We start from the raw sequence: 23,022 nt of genomic DNA on the forward strand, positions 1-23,022 counted from the left end.
GCGGTACTGCGCCCCGCTACTTCTCTCTGACCGTCCCGCCGGTCAGCCCCTCCCACTCGACCCGGTAGCCGAGCCGCGAGAGGACCGCGCTCGCGTCGTCGAGGCCGCGGTCGTCGAGGACGGATTCGGCCGCCGACAGCGACATCCCAGCCTCGATTTCGCCGGCGAGCGCGTCGAGAACGGCCGGGCGGACCAGCGTCCGCCCGACGAGTTCGTGTTCCGGGAAGGCCACGCCGTCGAGCGCGTCGACCGAGACGCTGCGGGCGGCCGCGAGGTCCGACAGCGTTACCACGTCGTCGTCGGGCGCGAGTTCGGCGGGGAGCGACGAGGCCGCGTCGGCGACGAGGTCGGACTCGTAGCCGCGGAGTACGTCCACCACGTCTTTCACGCGCACGGAGCCAGAGTACGGGACGGCGCGGTGGTCGCGGGCGGCGATGTCTTCCCCGACGCCGAGCGAATCGTCTACGGCGACGACGAGTTCCACGTCCTCCACGTCGGCGAGTTGGCCCAGCTTCTTTTCGACGTACTCGGGCGTCCAAAAGCCCATAATCTCGAAGAAGACGCGGAAGTCGGCGTGCGCGTAGTCGAACGCGAAGTCGGGAATCATCACGCTCGTCCCCGTTTCGAGCGGTTCCGGCTCCCGGACGAGCGACCAGTCGAGGTCGAGGCCGCGGAAGCGGGCGGCGAAGTCGGCCTCCACGCCGCTGTCGAAGCCGGGTTCCGCCATCGGCTCGACGCCGGGGACCGACACGTCGTCGCTCGTGAGCGTCAGTTCGCGGTCGGTTCCGCGGTCGTCGATAGTCGCGACGAGTCGCCAGTCGCCGGCGGTGGCGACCGACCGGAGCAGGCGAGCGAAGGCGGTTCCGTAGCGTCTGGTTCGCTGAAACAGCGCGTCGGGACCGGTGACGACGACCTCGCGGCCGGCGTCGGTCTTCCGAATCTCGTACATCAGGCGGAGGCGCTTGACCGCCGAGACGACGGCCTTCGGGTCGGAGCTTCGGACGCGCACCTCGGTCGCGTCGAACAGGGCGGTCTGGGCGAGCGAGAGGTTGTACTGCGCGAGCAGTTCGTCGGGCGTCCACCGCGGGTCGAACTCCGAAAGCACCTGTTCGACCTCGCGGTCGGCCGTGAGCGACGCGTCGACCGCCTCGGGCGACGACCCGAGCGAGGACGCCGCGTGGTCGAGCGCCGCGGCCCGTTCCTCCTCGGTCGCCACGCCGCCGACGCTCATCGCGGCCTCGAACGCGGCGCGGCGGGCGCGGACGGGTGGCAGGGGAGCCGCCGTCTCGAACACCGCCTCGCGGTCGAGCAGCGACGCGAATCCGCGGGCGAGTTTGAAGTCGTCGGCCTCGGCTTCGAGGGCAGCGAGGGCGTCGTCGAGGGCGGCCCGCGCGTCGCCGACGTGTCGCCGGAAGACGCCGATGGCCTTCGCGGCCAGCGGGCGGTCGCCCCGGTCAGCGAACTGCGGATGGTAGCCGCCGCCCGCCCGCGACACCCGAAGCAGGTCCTTCGTCAGCACGCTCGCAACGAGGGGACCGCGGGACAAAAGCGGCTCGGGCGGCGTGGGCAAGAAGCGAGCGACGGTGCGGGCGGACACCGGCCGACGGCACGGACGACAAGGTTCATTGCGCCCGCGGCGGACGCCACCGTATGGAGCGACGACGCCTCCTCGGACTGGTCGCGGTCGGCCTGTCGTCGGGCTGTCTGGGGTCGCTACCGGGTGCGACGGGGCCGCGAAACCCACCGGCGGCACCGGCGGGCGACCCCCGGGACACGCCCGAGGTCTCCCCGGTCCGAATCGAAGATATCGACTACGAGGCGACCGACGACGGCCGTCTCCGGGTCTTCGGGTCGGTTCTCAACGACGGCGGGGCCGAGCGGCTCACCACGGTCGAAGTCCGGGTCACCGTCGGCGGCGAACGCACGACGCGGTCGCAGGAACTCACCGTGCCGGCCGGCGGAACCGCCGACTTCGCGGTCGAATTCGAGTTCGGATACGACGCTTTCAGAGAAGACGGCGACCTGAACGTCTCGCTGGTCTGAGAGGAGTTTCCGCGTCACCGACGCCGGGCCGCCACCCGTTCTTCCGCCGTCTCGACGCTCACGAGTTCGTAGAGCGTCGCGGTCGCGCCGTCGGCCTTCGGCCGGAGGATGCGGCCGAGTCGCTGGGTGAACTCGCGTTCCGACCCCGACCCCGAAAGCAGGATGCCGACGTTGGCGTCGGGCACGTCCACGCCCTCGTCGAGCACGTTGGCCGCGACGACGGTGTCGTAGGTGCCGTCGCGGAAGCGGCCGAGGATTTCGCGCCGCTCTTTCGTCCCGGTCTCGTTGGTTATCGGCGGGACGAGGAAGCGCCGCGAGATGCGGTAGACGAGGTCGGTCGAGGCGGTGAAGACGATGACGCGGTCCTCGCGGTGTCGCGCGAGCAGTCGCGCCAGCTTGTCCACTTTCGCCTCGGAGTTCATCATCACGTCGCGGGCGCGCTGCTTGGCGAGCAGTGCCTCCCGCGCCCGCGGGTCGCTGCCCGACCGCATCACGAGTTTCTGGTAGTCGCTGCCAGACTGCATCGACAGCCCCGAGGTGCGCAGGTAGTTCACGAACGTCTCCTGGGCCTCGTCGTACGTCTCGCGCTCGTCGGCCGTCAGTTCGACCTCGATGCGGCGGACCTCGTAATCAGCGAGGTGGTCGCCCGCCAAATCGTCCACGTCGAGGCGGTACACCCGCGGGCCGACGAGTTCCTCGATGCGCTCGTGCGCGCCGTCCGGTCGCTCGAACGTCGCCGTCAGGCCGAGACGGGCGGGCGCGGCGAGGAACCGCGGGATGTCCCGGTATCCCTCGCCGCCGAGGTGGTGCACCTCGTCGAAGACGACGAGGCCGAAGTCGCCGCCCACGTCGTCGGCGCGGAGGTACGCCGAGTCGTACGTCGAGACCGTGATGGCCTCCTGAGTCTGTTCGCCGCCGCCGAACCGGCCGACCGGCACGTCGAACTCGGTTTCGAGTTCGCGTATCCACTGGTCCTGTAAATCGATGGTCGGCACCACGACGAGCGTCGGCACCGAGCGGGCGACCATCGCGGCGACGGCGAGCACCGTCTTGCCCGCGCCGGTCGGCAGTTCCACGACGCCGCGACCGCCCGCGTCGAGCCACGCGTCGAGGGCGGCGCGCTGGTAGTCGCGGAGGTCGTAGGTCGTCGAAAGCGAGAGGGAAGCGTCGAGGGCGGCCGCGACCCGGTCGTCGGAGTCGACGCCGGCCGCGTCGAGCGCGTCCCGAACCGCGTCGTACCGCATCGCAGGAGCGCGATAGCCGCCGCTTCGGGGGTCGGCCTCGACGCTCGCCACGTCGGCAAGGGCGGCCCGAACGTCGGAGTCGTCGCCCGCAGCGCTGTCGCCGTCAGTGCCGATGTGGACGGTGCCGTCCTCGAATCGGAGGGTCGTCACTACCGGCGCGTTGGCGGGGCGCGGTGATAAATCGACGGTCCCGCGGTAGACACGCGGGCCGAAGGTTCAAATCCGATGACGGGGCTACGGACGTGTATGAGCGACGACCTCGACGACGCGGTCGCACAGTTCCTCAGCGACTACAACAGCGCGATGAAGGAGTACGAGAAGGGCTACGTCGACGCCGACGCGACGCTGTCGGTCATCGACGCGCACATCGACGAGTTGCGAGCGGCGCGGGAGTAGAGACGAGGGCCCGGAACGGATTCGGGTTACTCCCCGATGAGCCCGCGAATCCGCTCGACGTACGCCGCGAACTCGCTTTCGGTCCGCTCCCGCGGGCGGTCGATATCGACCGAGACGATTTCGCGGACGCGACCCGGATTCGCGGCCATGACGACCACGCGGTCTGCGAGCGTGACCGCCTCCTCCACGTCGTGGGTGACGAACAGCACCGTCTTGTCCGTCTCCGTCCAGATGTCGAGCAGTTCGCCGTGGAGCATGTCGCGTGTCTGCGCGTCGACCGCGCCGAACGGCTCGTCCATGAGAAGGAGTTCGGGGTCGACCGCGAGCGCGCGGGCGATGCCGACGCGCTGTTTCATCCCGCCGGACAGCTCTTTGGGATAGGCGTCAACGAAGCCGTCGAGGCCGACGAGTTCGAGCATCTCCGTCACGCGTTCCGAGCGCGCCGGCTCCTCGACGCCCTGTTCTTCGAGCCCGAAGGCGACGTTCTCGCTGACGGTCCGCCACGGGAACAGCCCGTACTCTTGGAACACCATCCCGCGGTCGGTTCCGGGGCCGGTGACGGGCGAGCCGTCGAGGGTGACCGCGCCCGACGTGGCGTCTTCGAGACCGGCGATGATGCGGAACAGCGTCGTCTTGCCGCACCCCGAGGGGCCGACGATACAGACGAACTCGCCGTCCTCGACGGCGAACTCCACGTCCGACAGCGCCTCGACCGTCCGCCGGTCGGACGCGTAGGTCTTGCCGAGCGAGTCGACGCTGACCGTCGCGGCCGCGTCGGGGTCGGCCGCGGTTGCGCTCGTGTTCCCGTCCGAACCCGCATCCGCGTTCGCGTCGTCGCTCATGCTCTCCACTCCAGCACCCGCCGTTCGACCCGGCGGAACAGGCCGTCGCTCACGAGGAAGACGATGCTGATAACGAGCATGTAGGCGACCGACACGTCCATCGCGNCCCGCCGTTCGACCCGGCGGAACAGGCCGTCGCTCACGAGGAAGACGATGCTGATAACGAGCATGTAGGCGACCGACACGTCCATCGCGAGGTTCTGAGCCGTGTTGAGAATCTCGTAGCCGACGCCGACGCCGACGATGAGTTCGGCCGCGACGACGATCATCCAACACTGGCCGATGCTCGTCCGGATGCCGGTCATAATCGAGGGGCTAGCCGCCGGAATGACGACCTTCCGAATCATCGTCCAGTCGTCGTCGACGCCGAGGGTCGCGGCGACCTCCTTGAGGTCCTCCGAGACCCCTTCGACGCCGCCGTAGGCGCTGTAAAAGTTAATCCAGAAGGAGCCGATAGCCACGATGAACGTCGCGCCCTGGTGGTTGACGCCGAGCCAGATGACGGCGAAACCGATCCACGCCAGCGGCGGAATCGGCCGGAGGAGGCGCGTAACGGGAGTGAAGACGCTGTCGACGCGGGTGTTCCATCCCATGGCGATGCCCGCGAAGACGCCGAGCGAGGTCCCGATGAGCAGGCCCGGCACGTAGTGGTAGAGACTCTGGACTAATTTGACGAGGAGCCGCGTCGCCGGGAGTTCCGCGCCGGTGAAGGGAATCGACAGCGAGGCGGGCGCGGTGAGCTCGACGACGAACGCCGCGAGCACCTCGACGGGCGAGGGGAGGAGATACGTCGGCTGGAACAGCGCGGCGACGTGCCAGACGGCGAGAAAGCCCGCGAAGCCGGCGACCGCGAGCCCCGTCCGTTCCGAGGAGAACCCCGCGAGCCGGTCGAGCAGTCGGTCGTCCGCCTCGGTCTCCGAGAGGGCGACGCCGCTGCCGACTTCGTCGTTGCTCATAGCGAGTCGTAGATACCGTAGTCGAACATCTCGTCGACGGTCAACTGCGCCTCCGTCTTCCCGAGCGTCTGGGCGTAGTCAGCGAAGATTTTGGCCCCGCCCTCGATGTCGTGGGGGTCTGTGATGAAGTCCGACGCGGGCGAATCGAGCGCCGCGCGGGCGGTCTCGACCGGGAGCGCGCTCTCCCCGATGACCGTGCTCGCGTGCTGGGCGGCCGTGTCGGGGTCGTCGGCGACGAAGTTCGTCGCCTGCCGGTGGAGTTCGACGAACTCCGTGGCGAGGTCGCGGTTGTCCCGCCGGAGGCGGTCGTGCACGAGCGTGACCGCCGCGGGCTGGCCGGGCATGAAGTCGCCCGCCCACGCGATGGACTGGAACGGCGCGTCGTTAGCGTCGATGACCGTCGGGACCGGCTCCATGATGCTCGTGCCGTCGACGTTGTTCGAGAGGAGCGCCTGCTGGACCGCGGCCGCGCCGCCGAGACCCTTGATGTTCACGTCCTCTTCGGGGTCGAGCCCGAGCGTGTTCTCAATCCAGTAGCGGAGCAGGATGTCCGGGACCGACCCCGGCGGGAACGTGCCGAACGTGAACTTACGACCCTTCTGCGCCTCGAACTCCGCGAAGGCGTCCTTGCCGTGTTCCTCCCAGAGGGCGGCGAAGTCGTCGGTGGCGAGAATCTGCATCGCGTTTTTGATGTTCGCGGCGGTGATTTTCGCGGGGATGCCCTTGTCCATGACGATCATCGCCGGGACGATGCCGAACATCATCACGTCGAAGTCGCCCGTCGCGGACGCCTGGACGATGCTCGGGCCGTCGGAGAACTTCTTGCCCGAGACCGGGACCGAAAGCTGGTCGAACAGTCCCTCTTCTTCCATCACGAAATACTGCATATCCGGGTAGATGGGCATGTAGGCGACGTTGAGTTCGTCCAGCCCGCTTCCGCCGGACCCGCCGAGACAACCCGCGAGGCCGGCGGTCGCTGCGAGGCCGGACCCTTGCAGGAATCGTCTACGGCTAATCGACGTCGAACGTGGTGCCTCTGTCATTGCCCTCGTTACGAATCAGCGCCTTATTCGGGGCGCGTACCCGGTAACGATAGACGCGGTAGATGACGCGGTGAAACCGGGTTATTCCCGTTCTGTGGCCGTAACCGGGGTTGTGACGGTCGGTTTTTCTGAATTTCCACACTCCCAGATAGCGGCAGAAAAATCCGAGAAACGCCGGCGTTCACGTCATGGATTCAACGGGTCGGTCGCGACCGTGCGTGGGAAGAACTATCCCGAACGGCGACACCGAATAGGATATGACGCAGTTCTCCGACCGGGTGGAGCGCATCTCCATCAGCGGCATTCGCAAGGTGTTCGAGGCGGCTGGCGAAGACGCTATCAACCTCGGGCTGGGTCAGCCCGACTTCCCGGCCCCGGACCACGCCCGGCAGGCGGCCGTCGAGGCCATCGAAGCCGGCGAGGCCGACGGCTACACCGGGAACAAGGGCCTCCCGAGCCTGCGCGAGGCAATCGCCGAGAAGCACCGCCGCGACCAGGGCGTCGACCTCGACCCCGACGACGTCATCGCAACGGCCGGCGGGAGCGAGGCGCTCCACATCGCCATCGAGGCGCACGTGAACGAGGGCGACGAGGTCATCATCCCCGACCCCGGCTTCGTCTCCTACGACGCGCTCACGAAACTCGCCGGCGGCGAACCGGTGCCGGTCCCGCTCCGCGACGACCTGACGCTCGACCCCGCGGCGGTCGAAGACGCCATCACCGACGACACCGCGGCGTTCGTCGTCAACAGCCCCGGCAATCCGACGGGCGCGGTGTCACCGCCCGACGACATCGCGGAGTTCGCCCGCATCGCTGACGAGCACGACGTGCTCTGTATCTCCGACGAGGTGTACGAGTACACCGTCTTCGAGGGCGAACACCGCTCGCCCATCGAGTTCGCCGAGACGGACAACGTCGTCGTCGTCAACTCGGCCTCGAAGCTGTTTTCGATGACCGGCTGGCGGCTCGGCTGGGTGTACGGCTCCACCCGCCGGGTCGAACGGATGCTCCGCGTCCACCAGTACGTGCAGGCGTGCGCCTCCGCGCCGGCGCAGTTCGCGGCCGAGGCCGCGCTCAGCGGGCCGCAGGACCGAATCGAGGAGATGACCGAAACGTTCCGCGAGCGCCGCGACCTCGTCGTCGAGGGGCTGGAGGACATCGGCCTCACCGTTCCGTCGCCGGGCGGCGCGTTCTACGTCATGCCCGAGGTGCCCGAGGGCTTCGTCGACGAGTGCATCGACCGCGGCGTGATTATCGTGCCGGGCGAGGCGTTCGGTGAACACGGCCACGGCTACGCCCGACTGTCGTACGCGACCGACACCGAGTCGCTCCGCGAGGCCATCGAAATCATGGGCGAGGCGTACGACGCGGTCGTCTGAGGCCGTAACACGCCCGCAGTCGGTCGGTTCGTTGCCCGAACTACGACAACTCACGGCATCCGATACGTCTTATTCTCGGCGTTCGAGTTGAAAACCCTTAAATTTGGGAGCCAGTGACGAAACGTTTGTCATGCCCGCAGAGACGCATGGAGTCATCAGCCTGCTGCCGGCGCTCTTCGCAATCGTGCTGACGCTGGCCAGTCGGCAGGTGCTCCTCTCGCTTTTCACCGGCATCTGGATCGGTGCGACCATCCTGGTGGGATGGAACCCAATCGGCGGGGCGGCGTACTCCCTCCAGTTGGTCATCAACAACGTGACCGAGTCGTTCAACAGCAAACTCCTCCTGTTTACGTTCCTCTCGGGTGCGATGCTCGGGATGATATTCCTCTCGGGCGGGATGAACGCGCTCGCACAGCGCATCATCGCCCGCATCAAGACCCGGAAACAGGCCGCGTTGGGGACGAGCGTCCTCGGGATGCTCATCTTCGTCGACTCCTACGCGAGCACGATGATTACGGGCTCGGTGATGCGGCCCATCACCGACAAGTTCGACATCAGCCGCGAGAAGCTCGCGTACCTGCTCGACTCGACCACCTCGCCCGTGGTGAGCGTCGCCGTCGTCTCGACGTGGGTCGGCTTCGAGGTCGGTCTCATCCGCGAGCAGTTCGCCTCGCTCGGCATCGACCAGAGCGCCTTCGTGGTGTTCCTCCAGAGCATCCCGTTCCGCTTTTACAGCCTGCTCGCGGTCGCCCTCGTGTTCATCCTCGTCGTGATGGACTGGGACTTCGGGCCGATGCAACGCGCCGAGCGCCGCGCGAAAGAGGAGGGGAAGGTCCTCGGTGACGACGCCGACCCCCTCATCGAGACGCGCGAGGAGGACATCGTCACGCCCGACTACGTCGATTCGCGCTGGTGGTACTTCGCCGCGCCCATCGTCGCGCTCGTCGCCGTCACCGGTTTCGGCCTGCTGTACTCCGGCGGCTGGCCCGGGCAGGCACCCGTCGAGGCGCTGAAGGATGCGGCCACCGCCGACGCCATCCTCTGGGGCGTCTTCTCGGCGTGCGCGCTGCTGCTCGCCATCCTCGTCGGCCACGCCCGCGTCGAACTCGAAGCCGTCAGCGACGCTATCTTCGAGGGGTTCAAGATGGTCATGTTCCCGGTGGCCGTCCTCTCGCTGGCGTGGACCATCGGGAGCGTCAGCGAGGCCCTCGGCGTTGGTCCGTTCGTCGTCAGCGTCGCCCAGGGCGTCATCACGCCCGAACTCCTGCCCGCGGTGGTCTTCCTCGCCGCGGCCATCATCTCGTTCTCCATCGGCACGTCGTGGGGGACGATGGGAATCATGTTCCCCGTCGCGGTCCCGCTGGCCTACCAGCTCGGCGCACCGCTCCCCGGAGCCATCGGTGCGATTCTCACCGGCTCGCTGTTCGGTGACCACTGTTCGCCCATCAGCGACACGACGGTCCTCTCGTCGATGTTCGCCGGCGCGGACCACGTCGACCACGTGAACACGCAGATTCCGTACGCGCTCCTCAGCGGGACTGTCGCCACGGGCCTGTTCCTCGCGGACGGCTACGGCGTAAGCTCGCTCACAGTCTCCGGCTACGGCGTCGGACCGCTCGCGCTCCTCGGCGTCGGCGTCCTCATTCTCTTCGTCGCCGCCTACTACCTCTCCGAGCACGCCGACGTGAGCGTCCCGAACGCGTTCGGGTCGTCGTCCGACTAAACCCGACGGACCGCGATTTTTCATCGACTGACGAACCCCGCGACCAGCACCGTCGCGTACGCCAAGAGCAACAGGCCGCCAAAGAGCCCCGCGGCTTCGAGGCCCATGTTCGGGTAGACGACCGAGAACAGCGCCGTCGAGACCGCGTCGACGAGCATCCCCGGAACGACGAGCAACACCGCGGCCTCCCGCCGCGCGCCACTGGACAGCCCGCGCCACCGGAAGATTCCGACCGCGAGCGTCCACATCGCGGGGACCGTCAGCGCGAACACCGCGGCCGTGACCAGCGGCCGGGAAGGCACCAACACGAGTTGGCCGACGACGCGAAAGACGAGGCCGGCGACGAGGGCAATCGCCAGCCCGACGCCGAGAAGCACCCGCGTCTCCGACAGCGGGAGCCGACGAGCGCCGGCCTCGGAGACTTGTGGACTGGTTGTCATGCCTCCCGTACGCGGGCAACGCGTATCAGCGTTCGTGCCGGCCACAGGATATTATGTCATCCCGGTATAACGATTAGTCGAATGTCAGTTCTCTCGACCGCCGACGAAGGAAAGTTCCTCATGGACGAGGAGGCCGAACAGATCGGAATCGTGACCGAAGTCGACACGGACGCCCAAATCGCGTACGTCGAACCCGACCCCGACATCGCCGAGGCGGTCGTGCAAGGCCTCGGCTTCGGTGACGCCGACGGCGACGACATCGAGGTGCCGGCCGAGTCTGTCGAAACGGTCACCGACACGGAACTTCGCGTCGCAAAGGACCTCTGACCCCGCCTGCGACGAATCGCTGTTTTCCGCCGCAAATCACGACGCGTGAGCCGCACGACAGTCGACCTTGCGGCGCGACGCTTTCTGTGTCCCTCGGAGAATGTGAGATGACTGATTCTGTATAGCGATTTTTGGTTTACGTGTGGCGTGGCGGACGGATTCCCGACCAATCGAAAGCAACAAGAACGCACGGAAAAGACGAACCGCTGACAGTTACTTCGCCGTCGAGACGATTTTGATGACGTCGCCCTCCTCGAGTTCGTGGTCTTCGGCGATGCGGCGTTTCGCTCGCGCGTCGACCGCGTGGAGGTAGCCGTCGCCGATGTCTGAGTGGACCGCGTACGCGAGGTCCCGCGGCGTCGACCCCCGCGGGAGGAGGAAGGCGTCGGGGAGGACGTTGCCCGTGCCGTCGGTCCACTTCGACTCGTTCTGGACGGGGTAGACCGTGATGCGGTCGAGCACGTCGTAAACGGCGGTGTCGATGGCTTCCTGCGTCCCGGTGCCGCCGTGGTCGCCCATCAGGTCGCGGATGCGTTCGAGGCCCTGCTCCTGTGCGCCGCTCACGTCGCCGACGAGTTCGAAGTCGTCGTCGCCGGGGTGGTAGTCGATGAGGCCCGCCTCGCGGGCCCGCCGAAGGGCGAGTTCGCCGTCCGCGGTCGCGGCGATGACGGGCTTTCCGGTCTCGGCGAGTCGGTCGAGGTTCTCCGGGGGCGCGATATCCACCTTGTTGGCGACGAGGACAATGGGCTTGGTCCGCTGGCGAATCGCGCGGGCGAGTTCGACGCGGTCGGCGTCGTCCCAGTCTCGGGGGTTCGGCGAGTAGTCGAGGTCGCGCAGGACGGCGGCGATGTCGTACTCGCTCGCGCCGACGCCCGTCAGGAGGTCCGAGAGGGCGTCGTCCATGTCGAAGTCGGGCGACCTCGACTTGCGGACCACGGACTCCCAGTTCTTGTGGACGATGCCCGCGAGCCACTGTTCGAGTTCTTCCTCGATGAAATCGACCTCCTCGACGGGGTCGAAGCTCCCCACCTCGACGGGTTCGCCCTCGGCGTTCGTCCCGCCGGAGGCGTCCACGACGTTGACGATGGCGTCGGCGTTCGTCAGTTCGTCGAGGAACTGGTTGCCGAGGCCGCGACCCTCGTGCGCGCCGGGGACGAGGCCGGCCACGTCGACGAGTTCGACCGGGACGTAGCGGATACCGTCCTCGCAGTTGCCGCAGCGCTCGTCGCGGTCGAGACAGGGACAGCGGGTGCGGGCGTGCGTGACGCCGCGGTTCGCGTCAATGGTCGTGAAGGGGTAGTTCGCCACGTCGACCTCGGCGAGCGTCGAGGCCGTGTAGAACGTCGATTTGCCGGCGTTCGGCTTGCCGGCTAACGCGAGAGAGAGCATGGCTCGACGATGGTCGCGGACGCGGAAAAACGCTCGCGTGCGAGGGGACGCGAGCGGCGAACAGAAGCCGGCGAACAGTTAGTCCGTCAGTCGCCTGAAGGCGGCGCGGCCGGCGAGCACCACCCCGCTCCCGAGAATCGCGAGGAGGCCGCCGAAGACGACGAGGTACGGGACGGCGTAGGCGACGGCGACGACGAGCGCCCGGAGGGCGACGAACGCGCCGTTTATCGACTCGGAGAACGCCTGTAAGACCGGCGTGTCGTACCACTGCGCCGGGCCGGGCGGTCGTTCGGACAGCGAGACCCGGACGGTCGAGAGGGCGACGCGGTCTTCGAGCGACTGCTTCTGGGCTTCGAGCCGCTCGATTTCGGTCTGAACATCGGTCAGGCGCTCTTCGACCGCGAGCACGTCCTCGGTCGTGTTGGCCGACTCGTAGAGGTCGCGCAGGCGGTCGCGCTGGGCGCGGAGATTGCTCAGTCGCGCTTCGATGTCGACCAGTTGGTCGGTCACGTCCTCGGAGTTCGTCTCGACGCGCTCGACCTCACCGAGGGCCTTCATATCGGTCATAAACGCCGAGAAGTCCTCCGAGGGGACGCGAACGACGAGTTGGCCCGAGCGGTAGGTGCCGCCGCTCCGGCGGTTGACGTACTCGTTGGAGTCGCTGACGTAGCCGCCGTAGGACTCGGCGGTCGATTCGACCGCGTCGCGCGACTCGTTGAACTCGTCGACGGTCAACTCTATCTGCCCGTTCTTGATGACCGCCCGCCGCTGGGCCTGCGGGAGGTCGTCGCCGCCCGTCTGTTCGGCCTTGGAGGGGGCGTCCGTGTCGGCGGCGAGCGAGACGCTCTCCGCTCCACCGGCACCGCCGTCCGCCGCGCCGCCGGTGCACCCGGCGAGGAGGACGAGGAGGGCGACCGAGAGAAGTTTCAGTCGGTTGTCCATAGACGACACACTCGACGCGGTGAATTAATCATTGGGTAAGCACAAACGGCGACTGTTGCTATCGCGGCCCGCGGGTGGTCGCGGCCGGTCGGTCAGCCCCCGTGTCGGAGCCCCGATGTCGGTTATTCGGCCTCGCGGGGGAGGTTGTCGCGGTGGATGCGCATTTCGCCGCGGGCGCGCATCGTGCCGTCGACGTGCGCGCCGGCTTCGAGCACGAGGTCGTTGCAGGACACGTCGCCGAGGACGCGCGCGTCCTCGTGGATGCGAACCTCGCCGTTTCGGGTGGTGACGTCGCCGTGGATGCGCGTCCCGCTCCCGACGACGATATCGTCGCGGGCGCGGAGGCTCCCGAAGACGTTGTTGTCCTCTGCGAGGTCGATGGACTTCGCGCGGATGTTGCCGTGAATCCGGCAGTCTGAGCCGACGTGGGCGGGCGTCGAGACGCGCCACGCGTCGTCGGAGACGGTGGCGTTCCGTGGAATCACGAGTGGGTCGTGCGGCGACTCGCCCGCGAGGGTCTCGGCGAGTTCGTCGGCCGCCTCGTCCTCACCGAGTCGGAGGAGTTGCGAGAGGACGATAAAGTAGAACACGAGCGTCGGAATCGGGTTGCGGATGACGATCCAGCCGTTGGCCTCGAACCCCTCTTCGATATCGACGTCGTCGCCGATGTCGAGGTCGCCAGAGACCATCAGGCGACCGGCGATGTGGACGCGCTCGCCGAGATAGGCGTCGTTGCCGACGAGGACGTTGCCGGCCACGTCGTCGAGCATGTCGAGTCGGCAGTCGGCTTCGGCCTCGATGTCGCCGCCGAAGGTGACGCGCTCGCCCGCGAGGACGTTCCGCCCGCGGACGCCGAACTCGACGGTGCTCTGCCCGCCGACGACGACGTCGCCGTCGGTGACGAGGTCGTGTTCCTCGACCGTCGTCCCGTCGGGGATTTCGAGCGCATCGAGCGGGTCCGTACCCAGTGACACGCTCCGAACCAACACCCGTGCCGTAATAAACCGTCCGCAAGACAACCGTCAGACACGCCGGGGACAGTCGGTTTCCCGGTGACGACGTGTATTTAACTACTCGCGGGAAACAACGGGAGGTATGACGATTCTCTCTTTCGACGACGACGGCGTAGACGTGGTCTACGAGGGAACGGAGTTCCGCCTCGAAAAGGCCCTCATCGAGGAGGCCATCGGGAAATCCTACCCCGACGTGACCGACCACGAGGTGCTGAAAATCGTCGAGAAGCAACCCGCGCTCTCCGGCGAACCCCGGCGCGTCCGCGACATCCTGAACTCGTCGTAATCGCCGCCCGAAGCGCCGTTTCTCCGCGTATCGCTCTCGAATCACGCGCGCTCGCCGCGCGACCGACTCCCTCAGACTCTTCAGAACCCGCAGCCCCGGCCGCCCGGTCAGAGCCGAAGTCGCTCTTCCAGACAGACTTTGACGATGGATTTCCCGATGGCCGCGCCGCCGGCGAAGGGGTCGAGTTTCGTTTCGCCCGCGCGCTCGCGGTAGGGGATGGGAACCTCGGCGATGTTGTAGCCGCGCATCGCGGGGCGGATGAGGAGTTCGGCCGACAGCCCGGTGTTCTCCGTCCACTCGATGTCGTGGAGGAGTTCCCGGCGGTACGCCCGCATCCCGGTGGTCGTGTCGTGGACGGTCGCACCCATAAGGAAACTGGCGAGGCGGGCGAACGCGATGTTTCCCGCGCGGTTGAGTCGGGGCATCGTCTCCGCGCCCTTCGTGATTCGGTCGCCGGAGACCACGTCGTAGCCGTCGTTGATGAGGTCGAGGAACTTCGGGAGATACTCCATCGGATAGGTGTCGTCGCAGTCCGTGGTGACGACGACCGGGCGGTCGGGCGCGAGCACCGCAGCCTCGACCGCGACGCCGTACCCCTGCGGCTCCTGTTCGATGACGCGCGCGCCCATCTTACGGGCGATTTCGGGCGTCCGGTCGTCCGAGCCGTCCACGCAGACGACTTCGGCGCGCCCGTCGGTAATCCGGTCGATGTCGGCCAACACGGACCCGATGGCCTGTTCTTCGTTGTACGTCCCCATCACGACCGCGAGGTCGTCGAAGGTGTACTCGGTCATTGGACGGGGTTATTGACGGCCGCTCTTGAACTTTTAGGTTTGCCAAAACCGAGGGGAGGGGCGCGAGCGCCGGGGTTAGCTCAGTCCGCGGCTGTCGGGTTGGTCTTCCAGCTCTTTCGCGTGGTCGACGAGGTAGTCCATGAGGCGGGTCGCCGACGCCTCCACGTCGTCGAGTTCGTCGCTCGACTGCCCGCTGACGCGGACCGAGAGTTCGTAGAGGTCGAGTTCGACGTGCGGGACGGTCTCGTCGCCGTTGCCGTTACCGTTGTCGCGCTCGTCGGTGCCGCCGTCCGCCGCTTCGACGGTCGCGTCGGCGTCGACTGGCTCGTCGCCGTCGGTCGCCTCGGTTGCCTCGGTCGCGTCGTCGGACGACGGGGTCGAATCGGCGGGGTCGTCCGCCTCGGGGTCGGCGTCGGGGTCGTCGGTCATGTGCGGCGCGTCGCTTCGGGGGATGAAAAAAGCGCGGGGTTCCGGCCCGTCCGCACGAGTCGGCGGCGCTCGCCCAACCGCCCGCGCGGGCGCGGGGTCAACTTCCCGCCCGACTCAGGCGAGGTCGGCGTCGAGACCCTCGCAGGCGCGGTCGTGGAGTCGGTCGGTGACGGTCTCCATGAGCCGTTCGAGGTTGACCGCGTCCTCGCGGTTGTAGGAGACGAGCGTGTCGAGCGCTGACTGGTCGCCGCGCTCGTACTCCCGCCAGAGGCGGACGGCGTCGCGCCCGGAGATATCGGGGCGGTCGCGGTCGATACCCACGTCTTTCTCGATTTCCTTCAGCCCGCCAGTGAGGTCGAGCGTGCGGCAGGGATACATGAGGTCGACGTGCGGCACGTCGATGGAGACGTCGAACGAGGTTTCGAGGAAGGGCACGTCGAAGCGCGCGCCGTTGAACGTCGCGATGAGTTTCGCGTCGACGAACTGCTCGCGGAGGGCGTCGGCGGTCAGGTCCTCGCCGCTGACGAGCGTCGTGGTCTCGCCGTCCTGATAGAACGAGACGGTCGTCACCGAGTCGCGCTCGGGCGAGAGGCCGGTCGTCTCGATGTCGAAAAAGCACGTCTCGTCGCGGAAGTTCTCGTAGAGTCGCCAGCGCTCGCCCGAGGGGAAGCAGTCGTCGAAGAACCGCGAGTTACCGTCGTCGAGGTGGGTGGCGGCGTCAGCGATAAACGTCTCGATTCGGTCGCCCGTCTTCGCGCCGACGAGCGAGGCGTCGAACTCGTCCCAGTGGGTCACCCCGGCCCGCCAGAGGTTCCGCTCCGTCCGCTCGCCCACGCCGCGGACGGGGATGAAGCTGTTCTCGATTCGCATGTCCGACAGGGGGGCGTCGGCGACCCTAAATGCGTCGTCGTGGGCCGGCGGCCGCACTCCCGGAGCGTCCGCGCCGCGGGCGTTTTACCCGCAGAGCGCGAAGCCGGAGATATGTGCGGCCGCTACACGCTGTTTACCCCACCCGAGGAACTCGAAACGCGGTTCGACGCGACGCCGACACGCCCGCTTTCGGCGCGGTACAACTGCGCGCCCGGTCAGGAACTCCCGGTCGTGACCAACGACGCGCCCGAGGAGTTCCGCTTCCTGAAGTGGGGGCTCGTCCCCTCGTGGGCCGACAGCGCCAGCGTCGGCAACGACCGAATCAACGCCCGCGCGGAGACCGTCCGCGAAAAACGGAGTTTCGCCGACGCCTACGAGGCCCGCCGGTGTCTCGTTCCCTCGGACGGCTTCTACGAGTGGGTCGACCGCGGCGGACACAAACAGCCCTATCGCGTCGCCTTCGAGGACGACCGCCCGTTCGCCATGGCCGGGCTCTGGGAGCGGTGGACGCCCCCGACGAAACAGACGGGCCTCGGGGACTTCGGGAGCGGCGGCCCCTCGCGCGAGCAGGAACCGCTGGAGACGTTCACCGTCGTCACGACCGAACCGAACGACCTCGTCTCGGAGCTCCACCACCGGATGGCGGTCGTCCTCGCCCCCGAAGACGAGGAGACGTGGCTCCACGGCGACCCCGACGAGGCGGCCGCGCTCCTCGACACCTACCCCGACGACGAACTCACGGCGTACCCCGTCTCGACGCGAGTGAACAGCCCCGCCAACGACGGCCCCGGCCTGATAGAGCGAGTCGAAGCGTAGCGCGTCGGGGCGGAATTGCCGGCGTCCGGCCCTCTCAGCGACATTGACGCGAACCGGCCGCGTTCGACGGCCCGTCGAATTTCCCGAAATCGGTCGAACCCGAGAACCGAGATTGTGTATAGCGAGATGCAATATACGAGTCTCGAATCGGACAACCGAACGGCCCACCAGAGCGACCGAAATCTTCGAAGAGTTGGCGCTTGAGCAATGCTGACGCGGAAAATCGGAGTTTCAGGGGCCGGGAGTACTTGTGCCGGCAGCGTCGCGAGCGACAGCCGCCGTCGCACTCGCGGTTCGGGCGGTTCGTATCGCAGTCGAGAGTAACCCATCACGGTAACCATCACGGAATCGTCCCGGCCGCAGGCCGGTCGTGTAGGCGGAGTGCGGCGTCGCATTCGAACTCGAGGCGATTCGCTCGAACAAGTCGCGACTGAGGGGGGTTCACCGGAAGGGTCGTCGCCGCCGAGGAAGTGATTCATCGAAGCCGACGAAAGCGAGCCACCGAGAGCCCGGAGTCACACAAGTCCGTCAGGACGGCCACAGCGCGCTCAAGCGACGATTCCTTGTGAGACGTAGATTGTCCTCGGGGACTGTGCTCACCGCGACGACGAGGGCTGTGAAGGCGTCAAAAGAGACGAGTCAGACTCGCAAAGACCTCGGTTGGGTTCGTCTTCAGGAGGGTTTGGAACGACATTAACCCGAGTGGTTGCGTGTTCGAATCGGACAACACTCGGATGGTATTCTGCGCAACGACGACATCATAATCACAGACAAGCTCAGTTCGAAATGAATCACCGTCCGACCGACATATATTCAGAGCTTGACAGATGAACTAATTAGATAAAATAACGATTATGTTCTCGGTGGAATATAGTCGTTTGGGAGAACACGAATGGCACGTCGTTCTGCGAGTATATTTTAGGAAGTAGTAGTTAGAAATTATACTCACAATATTCTCACTCCGATAGGAGAAATAAAATAGGGGAGTCAAACCGTTCCGGTCCGATTATATAATGATTCAGTGAGATTAAATCTGAAATAACGAAGCTCGTGTAAGTGGTTCCTCCATGTGTTACTCCGGGGGTAAACATGGTGAGAGCCACCATCCAAAATTCGGTTTCGGTCACATATATGGGACGCAGCTGTGCAGCATCCGACCTATCGAAAGCGACAGGAATTGGCCGAGTCTCAGATTCGCTCGAAACGGCCGAAATCGGCGTTCTCCGAGGATTTCTGATATCCTGAATACTGCATGTAAATTGCCGAAAATACGATTGCAGTATTCCGGATAACTCGGATTCGCCGCCGAAAATCCGCATGCACCACTCAGGATAACTTCTCTTATTCTGGACTGTGCCGGTAGATTGAATATCGGCCCCCGTGTCGACCCGTCCATGAGCGACGAGGCCGACCGTGCGACGGTGCAAACCTACCTCCCGGCCCACCAGAAGGCCATCTGGAAGGACCACGCGGACCGACTCGGGATGAGCCAGAGCGAATTTGTCAGAACGATGGTACAGGCCGGTCGACGCGATTTCGACGTTCCAACGAGAGGCGATGAAGCGGCCATAACCCCGGGGGTTGACGGGGGGAAAACGGGGCTCCAGAACGAGGGTTCAAATCAAGGCGGAGAGGGCGAAAATAACGACCAGTTTGAGGCCCGAATCATCGAGGCGCTCGCGGCCGATTCGCATCGGTCGTGGGACGACCTCGTTTCGGCGCTGACCGACGACATCGAAGACCGTCTCGAATCGACGCTGCAGGAGCTCCAATCGAACGGCCGAGTCGTGTACAGCGGGCGACACGGCGGCTACACGCTGGCGGAGCGCGATGGCCGCTGAAAACCCCGCCGAGGCGGAAGACCCCGTCAGCTACTTCCTGCAGGATATGACCTATCACGGGAAGACCGACCGGACCCGCGACGCCTACGAGCGCGTCCTCCGAGCGTTCGAGTCGTTCCTCGGCGACCCCTCGCGGAACCCCGCCGGGACGGCCCGGTCGGTCGACGACGCGACTCACCGCGACTGCATGGCGTGGATACACAGCCTTCGAAACCGCGATGTCGCGCCGAGCACGGTGGCGACGTACGCTTCCTACCTCCACCGGTTTTACGCCTACATGGCGCAGGTCGGCGCGTTCGACTCCAACCCGATGAGCCTCGTGATGGAGGAGATGGACGAGCGCATCGACACCAATCCCGCCCGCCGGGAGCTGTCGGTCCCGCAGATGCGGGCGTTCGTCCGCGACATCGCCCATCCGCTGGACCACGCGCTGGTGGTCACGCTCCTCAAAACCGGGATGCGCGTCGGCGAACTGTGCAACCTCGACCTGCGAGACGTGTCGCTGTCGGCGGAGACACCGCCCTCCGAGATACCGACTCGCGCCGCCCTGGACGGTCGCGGGCCGTCGATATACGTCGCCGCCGACCCGAGCGTCGGAAGCGTCACGAACGGCGAGGAGCGAACCGCCTCGAACAAGCGAAAGCGGTCGACGGTCGTCCCCGTCGACGACGAGTTGGAGGCCGTCCTCCTACGCTGGCTGGCGATTCGTCCGGATTCGCCGTCACCGGCCGAACCGCTTTTCGTCGGCACCGCCTCGGGGTGGGGCCGGCGCTTGGAACCCGACGCCGTCCACCACATCGTCACCTCCCACGCCGCCGACGCCGGCTGGTACCGGGCGGGCGGCGACCGCGAGGAGAACGTCACGCCCCACTACTTCCGGCACTTCTTCACCACCCACCTCCGGGACCGCACCGGCGACCGCGGTATCGTCAAGTACCTCCGCGGCGACGTTGCCGGCGACATCATCGACACGTACACCCACAACTGGGGCGACAGAGTGCGCGAAACGTACGAATCCAACATTTACTCGCTCCGCTGAGAAGCGTGGCCGCTGTTCGGAGTGCGACTTGTAAACTGTATCTCGCTATATTGAATCGGCGTGTGCGCGACCTATCGTTTGACGCCCGTCGCCTCGATTTGGACGGCGGCGTCGTTCGGGAGTTCGGAGACGCCGACGACGGTCATCGCCGGCCGCCGGTCGTCGAAGTAGGCGTCGTAGGCCGACTCGATGGCGTCGGTTCGGTCGAGGTCCGTCGTGTAAACCGTCGTTCGGAGTACGTCGTCCAAGTCGAGTCCCGAGCGGCCGACAGCCGTTTCCACGCGTTCGAGCGCGTTCATCGTCTGGCTCTCGACCGACGGGCGGTCGGCCGCCGTCAGGTCCGATTGCGGGTACTGCGCGTCGAAAAAGACGAGTTGCAGGTCCCGTTTCCGGGCTCCGAAGCCGGCGGTCGCCTTGTAGTGGTCGCTCTCGTATCGGACCGCATCGCCGTTCATCGCTGTTCCTCCGCGGGGTTCGTTCGAATCTGGTTCACAGTCGTACTACTCCGCGAGCGGCCATCGCCGTGTCGCTAGCATGTACTAATCCACACGGACGTTCGTTGTGTCCGGCGGAGCGAGGCTCAAACGGGCGCTTGACTCATACCGGCCTCTTTATCCGCGGGGCGAGAACGACGCCCGAGACCGTGAGTTCGTTGCTCCCGTTGAAACCCGCCGCAGCATCGGTTCGAGACCGAGGACTGAGCCCGCTTCTCGTCGAACTCGACGACGACGACGCGGACGAGGTCCTGTCGGCGCTGTCGTCTGCCACCGCGAGGCGGCTCCTCGCCGCCGTCTACGACGACCCGCGCCCCGCCTCCGAACTGGCCGACGCGCTCGACACGACGCTCCAGACCGTCGGCTACCACGTCGAGCGACTGGTCGACGCCGAGTTGATAGAGCCCGTGACGACGTGGGTCTCCGCGCAGGGCCGCGAGATGGCCGTCTACGGCCCGACCCGCTCCGCCGTCGTTCTCTTCGCGGGCGCGGAGCGAACCGAATCGAAGCTCTCCTCGGGGCTTCGGACGCTCGTCGCCGGCGTCGGTGTCACGCTAGTCGGAAGCGTCGCCGTGCAGACGCTGTGGACCGCACGACGGCCACAGGTCCGGTACGCCGCGCCCGCGCCGGTCGCATCCGACCCGGGCGTCGCGGAGTTCGTCGCCTCGTATCTCGCCGGTCCCGGCGCGCTCGTGTTCCTCGTCGGCGTCGCCCTCGCCATCTTCGTGAGCCTCGGCGTCGTCTGGACTCAAAGGCGCGCTTGAGCCATACACAGGCGAAAGTGACCCCGACACGTTGGAGTAGGTGTGCACCGACGAACCCTCCTCGCCGCGACCGGAACCGGCCTCGCGGCGGTGCTGACGGGCTGTACCGCGAGTGCCGGCGACGGCGCTGACGACGGAAACTCGACGACCGAATCGACTCCCGACCCGACACCGACGCCCGAACCGGTGGACGCCGTCTCGGTCGCATCCGGCGAGCACCTCACGACAGTCGTCGGCGACGGCCCCGCGGGCGACGACGGGGCGCTAAAACCCCACCACATCCGCCTCGAAAACCCGACCGGCGAGCCGTGGACCGCTCGTATCGACGTTTCGCGCCCGCTCGGCGCGGGCCACGCGGAGACCTACGAACTCGACGCCGACGCGACCGTAAACGTCTCGCTCCGCGTTCCCGCCGACTACGAGGTGACCGTGACCGACGTGGCCACCGACGCCGACGCGACCGAGGCGGTCGGCCCCGACGACTTCGACTGTAACCGCTCGTGGACCGCGTTCTCGCCCGGCGACGGCGGTGTCTCGGTCTCCGGCGGGTCGACCCGAATGGCCTGCGGTTCCCACGTCGTCGGCGCCGACGACGCGGTTACGGTCGGGCTCGGCGACGGGTCGCTCCCCACCGGGGCCACGAAGCCCCACGGTCTCGCCGTCGCGAACCCGACCGACGCGGCCGACGTCGTCGAGTTCGCCTACGAGACGCCCGCGGGCGCGGTCGCCTTCGGCGGCGCGTACCGCCTCGAACCCGGTGCTCGGGTCGGCGCGTCGCTGACCGAGGTCCGCGAGGTTACGCTCCGCGTCGTTCGGCGGAACGAATCCGGCGAAGAAACGACCGAAGCGGTCACCGTCGAAACGTCGCAGTTCGACTGCAACGCGTCGAGCACGACCGTCTCGCTCACCGACGACGGCGGCTTCGAGGCGCGGACGCTCTCGACGCTGCTGTTCTGCGGCGACGCGGAGCGGAAAAACGAGTCGTCGGCGGAGGGCGTCGGTCGGCAGTCAGACCCTCAGTTCGGTCTCTAACTCGGGCGACGCGATGGCCCGCTTGACGGTCTCCGCGGCCGGGGTCGCCTCCGCGACGTTCTCCATCAGGACCGTCTCGCTCGGGAACAGGTGTTCACCGAGCACGAGGCCGTGTTCGCGCGCGGTCGACCCGGTCATCGTGAGGTAGACGCCGATACCGGTCTCCGCGATGGCGGCTTCTTCTTCGGGCGCGCCGTTCGGGTAGGCGAACGTCACGTCGTCGAGACACCGCGTGCCGAGGACCGCCTCAACGAGGCGCTCGTAGCGCGGCGAGATACACAGGTCGCCCGCGTAGTCCGCGACGAAGTCGCGGTCGAGTTCGGAGCCCGGCGGGAGGAGTTCGGGGTCGGCCATGAGCGTGTGGTAGACCGTGTCTCCGAGGCCGGAAACGACCCGCACGTCGGTGTCCATCGGGTCGATGCGGGCGTTCACGTCCTCGATGCTCCCGAGGCCCTCGGGGCGAAGCTTGACGACCTCTTCGAGCACGAGGTCGGCGCTGTCGAAGCCGAGGCCGAACTCGTGGGTTCGGAGGGCGCGGAACGGCTCCTCGCGCCCGACGAGGTGGATGTCGACCCCGTCGATTTCGAGGACGACGCTGTCGAAGACGATGCGCCGCGGCATCCCGTCTCGGTCGTCGCGCAGAAGCGTATACTCCGGTGCGGCCGGGTCCGAGAGGTCGCTGTAATCCGCGAGTCGCTCGTACACGTCGTGTTCCGGCTGGGTATGGCCCTTCGTGACCGACTTCTCGTATCGGAGCGTCGAGGTGATTTCGTCCGCCACCTCGGCGATGCTCTCGGTCGTGGCGAACCGTTCGAGCACCGCTTCGAGGGGGCGACCCTTTCGCGGAACAGCGACGCGCACCGTCTCTGTCATCATCGGAACGACGGGACGGCCCGCTAAACAGGTTGCGCTTCGGGAAA

25 protein-coding genes are annotated in these 23,022 nt (G+C 66.8%); 11 read left to right on the top strand and 14 right to left on the bottom strand.

Annotation, left to right across the window (positions count from 1 at the left end; translation table 11 throughout):
• Nucleotides 1–16: 16 nt before the first annotated feature.
• On the bottom strand, nt 17–1,519 hold the full coding sequence (locus C458_RS07120) for a DUF790 family protein (protein ID WP_008574412.1): 1,503 nt from the start codon (nt 1,517–1,519) through the stop codon (nt 17–19).
• Between the two features lie 131 nt (nt 1,520–1,650).
• Between C458_RS07120 and C458_RS07125 the strand changes: the two genes are divergently transcribed.
• Entirely contained in the window at nt 1,651–2,043 is a 393-nt protein-coding gene (locus C458_RS07125) for a hypothetical protein (RefSeq protein ID WP_008574414.1), read from the top strand.
• A gap of 14 nt (nt 2,044–2,057) precedes the next feature.
• Here C458_RS07125 and C458_RS07130 read toward each other — a convergent pair whose 3' ends face one another.
• Nucleotides 2,058–3,437, bottom strand: coding sequence for a DEAD/DEAH box helicase (locus C458_RS07130; protein ID WP_008574415.1), 1,380 nt, complete (start codon nt 3,435–3,437; stop codon nt 2,058–2,060).
• Nucleotides 3,438–3,533: 96 nt separating this feature from the next.
• On the opposite strand from C458_RS07130, the gene C458_RS18400 reads away from it, so the two are divergent.
• On the top strand, nt 3,534–3,683 hold the full coding sequence (locus tag C458_RS18400; protein ID WP_004041491.1) for a hypothetical protein: 150 nt from the start codon (nt 3,534–3,536) through the stop codon (nt 3,681–3,683).
• 26 nt (nt 3,684–3,709) lie between these two features.
• Here C458_RS18400 and C458_RS07135 read toward each other — a convergent pair whose 3' ends face one another.
• The 3 genes from C458_RS07135 to C458_RS07145 form a co-directional block, all read right to left on the bottom strand.
• The gene (locus C458_RS07135; RefSeq protein WP_008574418.1) at nt 3,710–4,534 is read right to left on the bottom strand and encodes an ABC transporter ATP-binding protein; all 825 of its coding nucleotides are present in this window, start codon (nt 4,532–4,534) and stop codon (nt 3,710–3,712) included.
• A complete protein-coding gene (locus C458_RS07140; RefSeq protein WP_008574419.1) occupies nt 4,522–5,481 on the bottom strand; it encodes an ABC transporter permease in 960 nt (319 codons plus the stop codon). The genes C458_RS07135 and C458_RS07140 overlap by 13 nt, the downstream gene beginning before the upstream one ends.
• On the bottom strand, nt 5,478–6,524 hold the full coding sequence (locus C458_RS07145) for an ABC transporter substrate-binding protein (protein WP_049896947.1): 1,047 nt from the start codon (nt 6,522–6,524) through the stop codon (nt 5,478–5,480). Before C458_RS07145 ends, C458_RS07140 begins: the two co-directional genes overlap by 4 nt.
• Before the next feature lie 257 nt (nt 6,525–6,781).
• On the opposite strand from C458_RS07145, the gene C458_RS07150 reads away from it, so the two are divergent.
• A complete protein-coding gene (locus C458_RS07150) occupies nt 6,782–7,903 on the top strand; it encodes a pyridoxal phosphate-dependent aminotransferase (protein ID WP_008574421.1) in 1,122 nt (373 codons plus the stop codon).
• 130 nt (nt 7,904–8,033) lie between these two features.
• On the top strand, nt 8,034–9,626 hold the full coding sequence (locus tag C458_RS07155; RefSeq protein ID WP_008574422.1) for a Na+/H+ antiporter NhaC family protein: 1,593 nt from the start codon (nt 8,034–8,036) through the stop codon (nt 9,624–9,626).
• A gap of 20 nt (nt 9,627–9,646) precedes the next feature.
• On the opposite strand, the gene C458_RS07160 is transcribed toward C458_RS07155, so the two are convergent.
• The gene (locus tag C458_RS07160) at nt 9,647–10,066 is read right to left on the bottom strand and encodes a DUF5367 family protein (protein WP_049896944.1); all 420 of its coding nucleotides are present in this window, start codon (nt 10,064–10,066) and stop codon (nt 9,647–9,649) included.
• Nucleotides 10,067–10,147: 81 nt separating this feature from the next.
• Between C458_RS07160 and C458_RS07165 the strand changes: the two genes are divergently transcribed.
• Nucleotides 10,148–10,393: a hypothetical protein gene (locus C458_RS07165; RefSeq protein ID WP_008574424.1), complete on the top strand. Its 246-nt coding sequence runs from the start codon at nt 10,148–10,150 to the stop codon at nt 10,391–10,393.
• Between the two features lie 213 nt (nt 10,394–10,606).
• Here the strand turns inward: C458_RS07165 and C458_RS07170 are convergent, their stop codons facing one another.
• From C458_RS07170 to C458_RS07180, 3 genes are all read right to left on the bottom strand, one after another.
• Nucleotides 10,607–11,782, bottom strand: coding sequence for a redox-regulated ATPase YchF (locus tag C458_RS07170; protein ID WP_008574425.1), 1,176 nt, complete (start codon nt 11,780–11,782; stop codon nt 10,607–10,609).
• A 78-nt stretch (nt 11,783–11,860) separates the two neighbouring features.
• Complete coding sequence (locus C458_RS07175; protein ID WP_008574426.1) at nt 11,861–12,724, bottom strand: DUF4349 domain-containing protein; 864 nt, start codon at nt 12,722–12,724, stop codon at nt 11,861–11,863.
• Between the two features lie 122 nt (nt 12,725–12,846).
• Complete coding sequence (locus C458_RS07180) at nt 12,847–13,698, bottom strand: polymer-forming cytoskeletal protein (protein WP_004041502.1); 852 nt, start codon at nt 13,696–13,698, stop codon at nt 12,847–12,849.
• Between the two features lie 121 nt (nt 13,699–13,819).
• On the opposite strand from C458_RS07180, the gene C458_RS07185 reads away from it, so the two are divergent.
• Complete coding sequence (locus C458_RS07185; RefSeq protein WP_004041503.1) at nt 13,820–14,023, top strand: DUF5800 family protein; 204 nt, start codon at nt 13,820–13,822, stop codon at nt 14,021–14,023.
• Between the two features lie 107 nt (nt 14,024–14,130).
• Here C458_RS07185 and C458_RS07190 read toward each other — a convergent pair whose 3' ends face one another.
• The 3 genes from C458_RS07190 to C458_RS07200 all read right to left on the bottom strand — a co-directional run bounded on the left by C458_RS07190 (nt 14,131) and on the right by C458_RS07200 (nt 16,116).
• Nucleotides 14,131–14,817, bottom strand: coding sequence for a dolichyl-phosphate hexose transferase (locus C458_RS07190; protein ID WP_004041505.1), 687 nt, complete (start codon nt 14,815–14,817; stop codon nt 14,131–14,133).
• Nucleotides 14,818–14,892: 75 nt separating this feature from the next.
• Entirely contained in the window at nt 14,893–15,246 is a 354-nt protein-coding gene (locus C458_RS07195; protein ID WP_008574430.1) for a hypothetical protein, read from the bottom strand.
• 114 nt (nt 15,247–15,360) lie between these two features.
• The gene (locus tag C458_RS07200) at nt 15,361–16,116 is read right to left on the bottom strand and encodes a ribonuclease H-like domain-containing protein (RefSeq protein ID WP_008574432.1); all 756 of its coding nucleotides are present in this window, start codon (nt 16,114–16,116) and stop codon (nt 15,361–15,363) included.
• A gap of 111 nt (nt 16,117–16,227) precedes the next feature.
• On the opposite strand from C458_RS07200, the gene C458_RS07205 reads away from it, so the two are divergent.
• The 3 genes from C458_RS07205 to C458_RS07215 all read left to right on the top strand — a co-directional run bounded on the left by C458_RS07205 (nt 16,228) and on the right by C458_RS07215 (nt 19,812).
• Complete coding sequence (locus C458_RS07205) at nt 16,228–16,932, top strand: SOS response-associated peptidase (RefSeq protein WP_008574434.1); 705 nt, start codon at nt 16,228–16,230, stop codon at nt 16,930–16,932.
• A 1,394-nt stretch (nt 16,933–18,326) separates the two neighbouring features.
• On the top strand, nt 18,327–18,773 hold the full coding sequence (locus C458_RS07210; protein ID WP_008574435.1) for a DUF5805 domain-containing protein: 447 nt from the start codon (nt 18,327–18,329) through the stop codon (nt 18,771–18,773).
• Nucleotides 18,763–19,812, top strand: a complete 1,050-nt coding sequence (locus C458_RS07215; protein WP_008574438.1) for a tyrosine-type recombinase/integrase — start codon at nt 18,763–18,765, stop codon at nt 19,810–19,812. Before C458_RS07210 ends, C458_RS07215 begins: the two co-directional genes overlap by 11 nt.
• Before the next feature lie 71 nt (nt 19,813–19,883).
• Here the strand turns inward: C458_RS07215 and C458_RS07220 are convergent, their stop codons facing one another.
• A complete protein-coding gene (locus C458_RS07220; protein ID WP_008574440.1) occupies nt 19,884–20,267 on the bottom strand; it encodes a RidA family protein in 384 nt (127 codons plus the stop codon).
• 188 nt (nt 20,268–20,455) lie between these two features.
• Between C458_RS07220 and C458_RS07225 the strand changes: the two genes are divergently transcribed.
• Nucleotides 20,456–21,070, top strand: coding sequence for a transcriptional regulator (locus C458_RS07225; RefSeq protein ID WP_008574441.1), 615 nt, complete (start codon nt 20,456–20,458; stop codon nt 21,068–21,070).
• Between the two features lie 42 nt (nt 21,071–21,112).
• The gene (locus tag C458_RS07230) at nt 21,113–22,102 is read left to right on the top strand and encodes a hypothetical protein (protein WP_008574443.1); all 990 of its coding nucleotides are present in this window, start codon (nt 21,113–21,115) and stop codon (nt 22,100–22,102) included.
• On the opposite strand, the gene C458_RS07235 is transcribed toward C458_RS07230, so the two are convergent.
• Complete coding sequence (locus C458_RS07235) at nt 22,079–22,975, bottom strand: hypothetical protein (RefSeq protein ID WP_008574446.1); 897 nt, start codon at nt 22,973–22,975, stop codon at nt 22,079–22,081. The two genes, C458_RS07230 and C458_RS07235, sit on opposite strands and share 24 nt — an antisense overlap.
• Between the last annotated feature and the right edge of the window lie 47 nt (nt 22,976–23,022).

The sequence above is a fragment of the Haloferax sp. ATCC BAA-644 genome (assembly GCF_000336975.1).
GTDB lineage: Archaea > Halobacteriota > Halobacteria > Halobacteriales > Haloferacaceae > Haloferax > Haloferax volcanii.

What these genes read in the sequence shown, in the direction of transcription:
- C458_RS07160 (WP_049896944.1), bottom strand. Translation starts at nt 10,066, where the DNA reads ATGACAACCAGTCCACAAGTCTCCGAGGCCGGCGCTCGTCGGCTCCCG.
- C458_RS07175 (WP_008574426.1), bottom strand. Translation starts at nt 12,724, where the DNA reads ATGGACAACCGACTGAAACTTCTCTCGGTCGCCCTCCTCGTCCTCCTC.
- C458_RS07195 (WP_008574430.1), bottom strand. Translation starts at nt 15,246, where the DNA reads ATGACCGACGACCCCGACGCCGACCCCGAGGCGGACGACCCCGCCGAT.
- C458_RS07155 (WP_008574422.1), top strand. Translation starts at nt 8,034, where the DNA reads ATGCCCGCAGAGACGCATGGAGTCATCAGCCTGCTGCCGGCGCTCTTC.
- C458_RS07220 (WP_008574440.1), bottom strand. Translation starts at nt 20,267, where the DNA reads ATGAACGGCGATGCGGTCCGATACGAGAGCGACCACTACAAGGCGACC.
- C458_RS07190 (WP_004041505.1), bottom strand. Translation starts at nt 14,817, where the DNA reads ATGACCGAGTACACCTTCGACGACCTCGCGGTCGTGATGGGGACGTAC.
- C458_RS07215 (WP_008574438.1), top strand. Translation starts at nt 18,763, where the DNA reads ATGGCCGCTGAAAACCCCGCCGAGGCGGAAGACCCCGTCAGCTACTTC.
- C458_RS07235 (WP_008574446.1), bottom strand. Translation starts at nt 22,975, where the DNA reads ATGACAGAGACGGTGCGCGTCGCTGTTCCGCGAAAGGGTCGCCCCCTC.
- C458_RS07145 (WP_049896947.1), bottom strand. Translation starts at nt 6,524, where the DNA reads ATGACAGAGGCACCACGTTCGACGTCGATTAGCCGTAGACGATTCCTG.
- C458_RS18400 (WP_004041491.1), top strand. Translation starts at nt 3,534, where the DNA reads ATGAGCGACGACCTCGACGACGCGGTCGCACAGTTCCTCAGCGACTAC.
- C458_RS07125 (WP_008574414.1), top strand. Translation starts at nt 1,651, where the DNA reads ATGGAGCGACGACGCCTCCTCGGACTGGTCGCGGTCGGCCTGTCGTCG.
- C458_RS07205 (WP_008574434.1), top strand. Translation starts at nt 16,228, where the DNA reads ATGTGCGGCCGCTACACGCTGTTTACCCCACCCGAGGAACTCGAAACG.
- C458_RS07150 (WP_008574421.1), top strand. Translation starts at nt 6,782, where the DNA reads ATGACGCAGTTCTCCGACCGGGTGGAGCGCATCTCCATCAGCGGCATT.
- C458_RS07200 (WP_008574432.1), bottom strand. Translation starts at nt 16,116, where the DNA reads ATGCGAATCGAGAACAGCTTCATCCCCGTCCGCGGCGTGGGCGAGCGG.
- C458_RS07210 (WP_008574435.1), top strand. Translation starts at nt 18,327, where the DNA reads ATGAGCGACGAGGCCGACCGTGCGACGGTGCAAACCTACCTCCCGGCC.
- C458_RS07170 (WP_008574425.1), bottom strand. Translation starts at nt 11,782, where the DNA reads ATGCTCTCTCTCGCGTTAGCCGGCAAGCCGAACGCCGGCAAATCGACG.
- C458_RS07165 (WP_008574424.1), top strand. Translation starts at nt 10,148, where the DNA reads ATGTCAGTTCTCTCGACCGCCGACGAAGGAAAGTTCCTCATGGACGAG.
- C458_RS07185 (WP_004041503.1), top strand. Translation starts at nt 13,820, where the DNA reads ATGACGATTCTCTCTTTCGACGACGACGGCGTAGACGTGGTCTACGAG.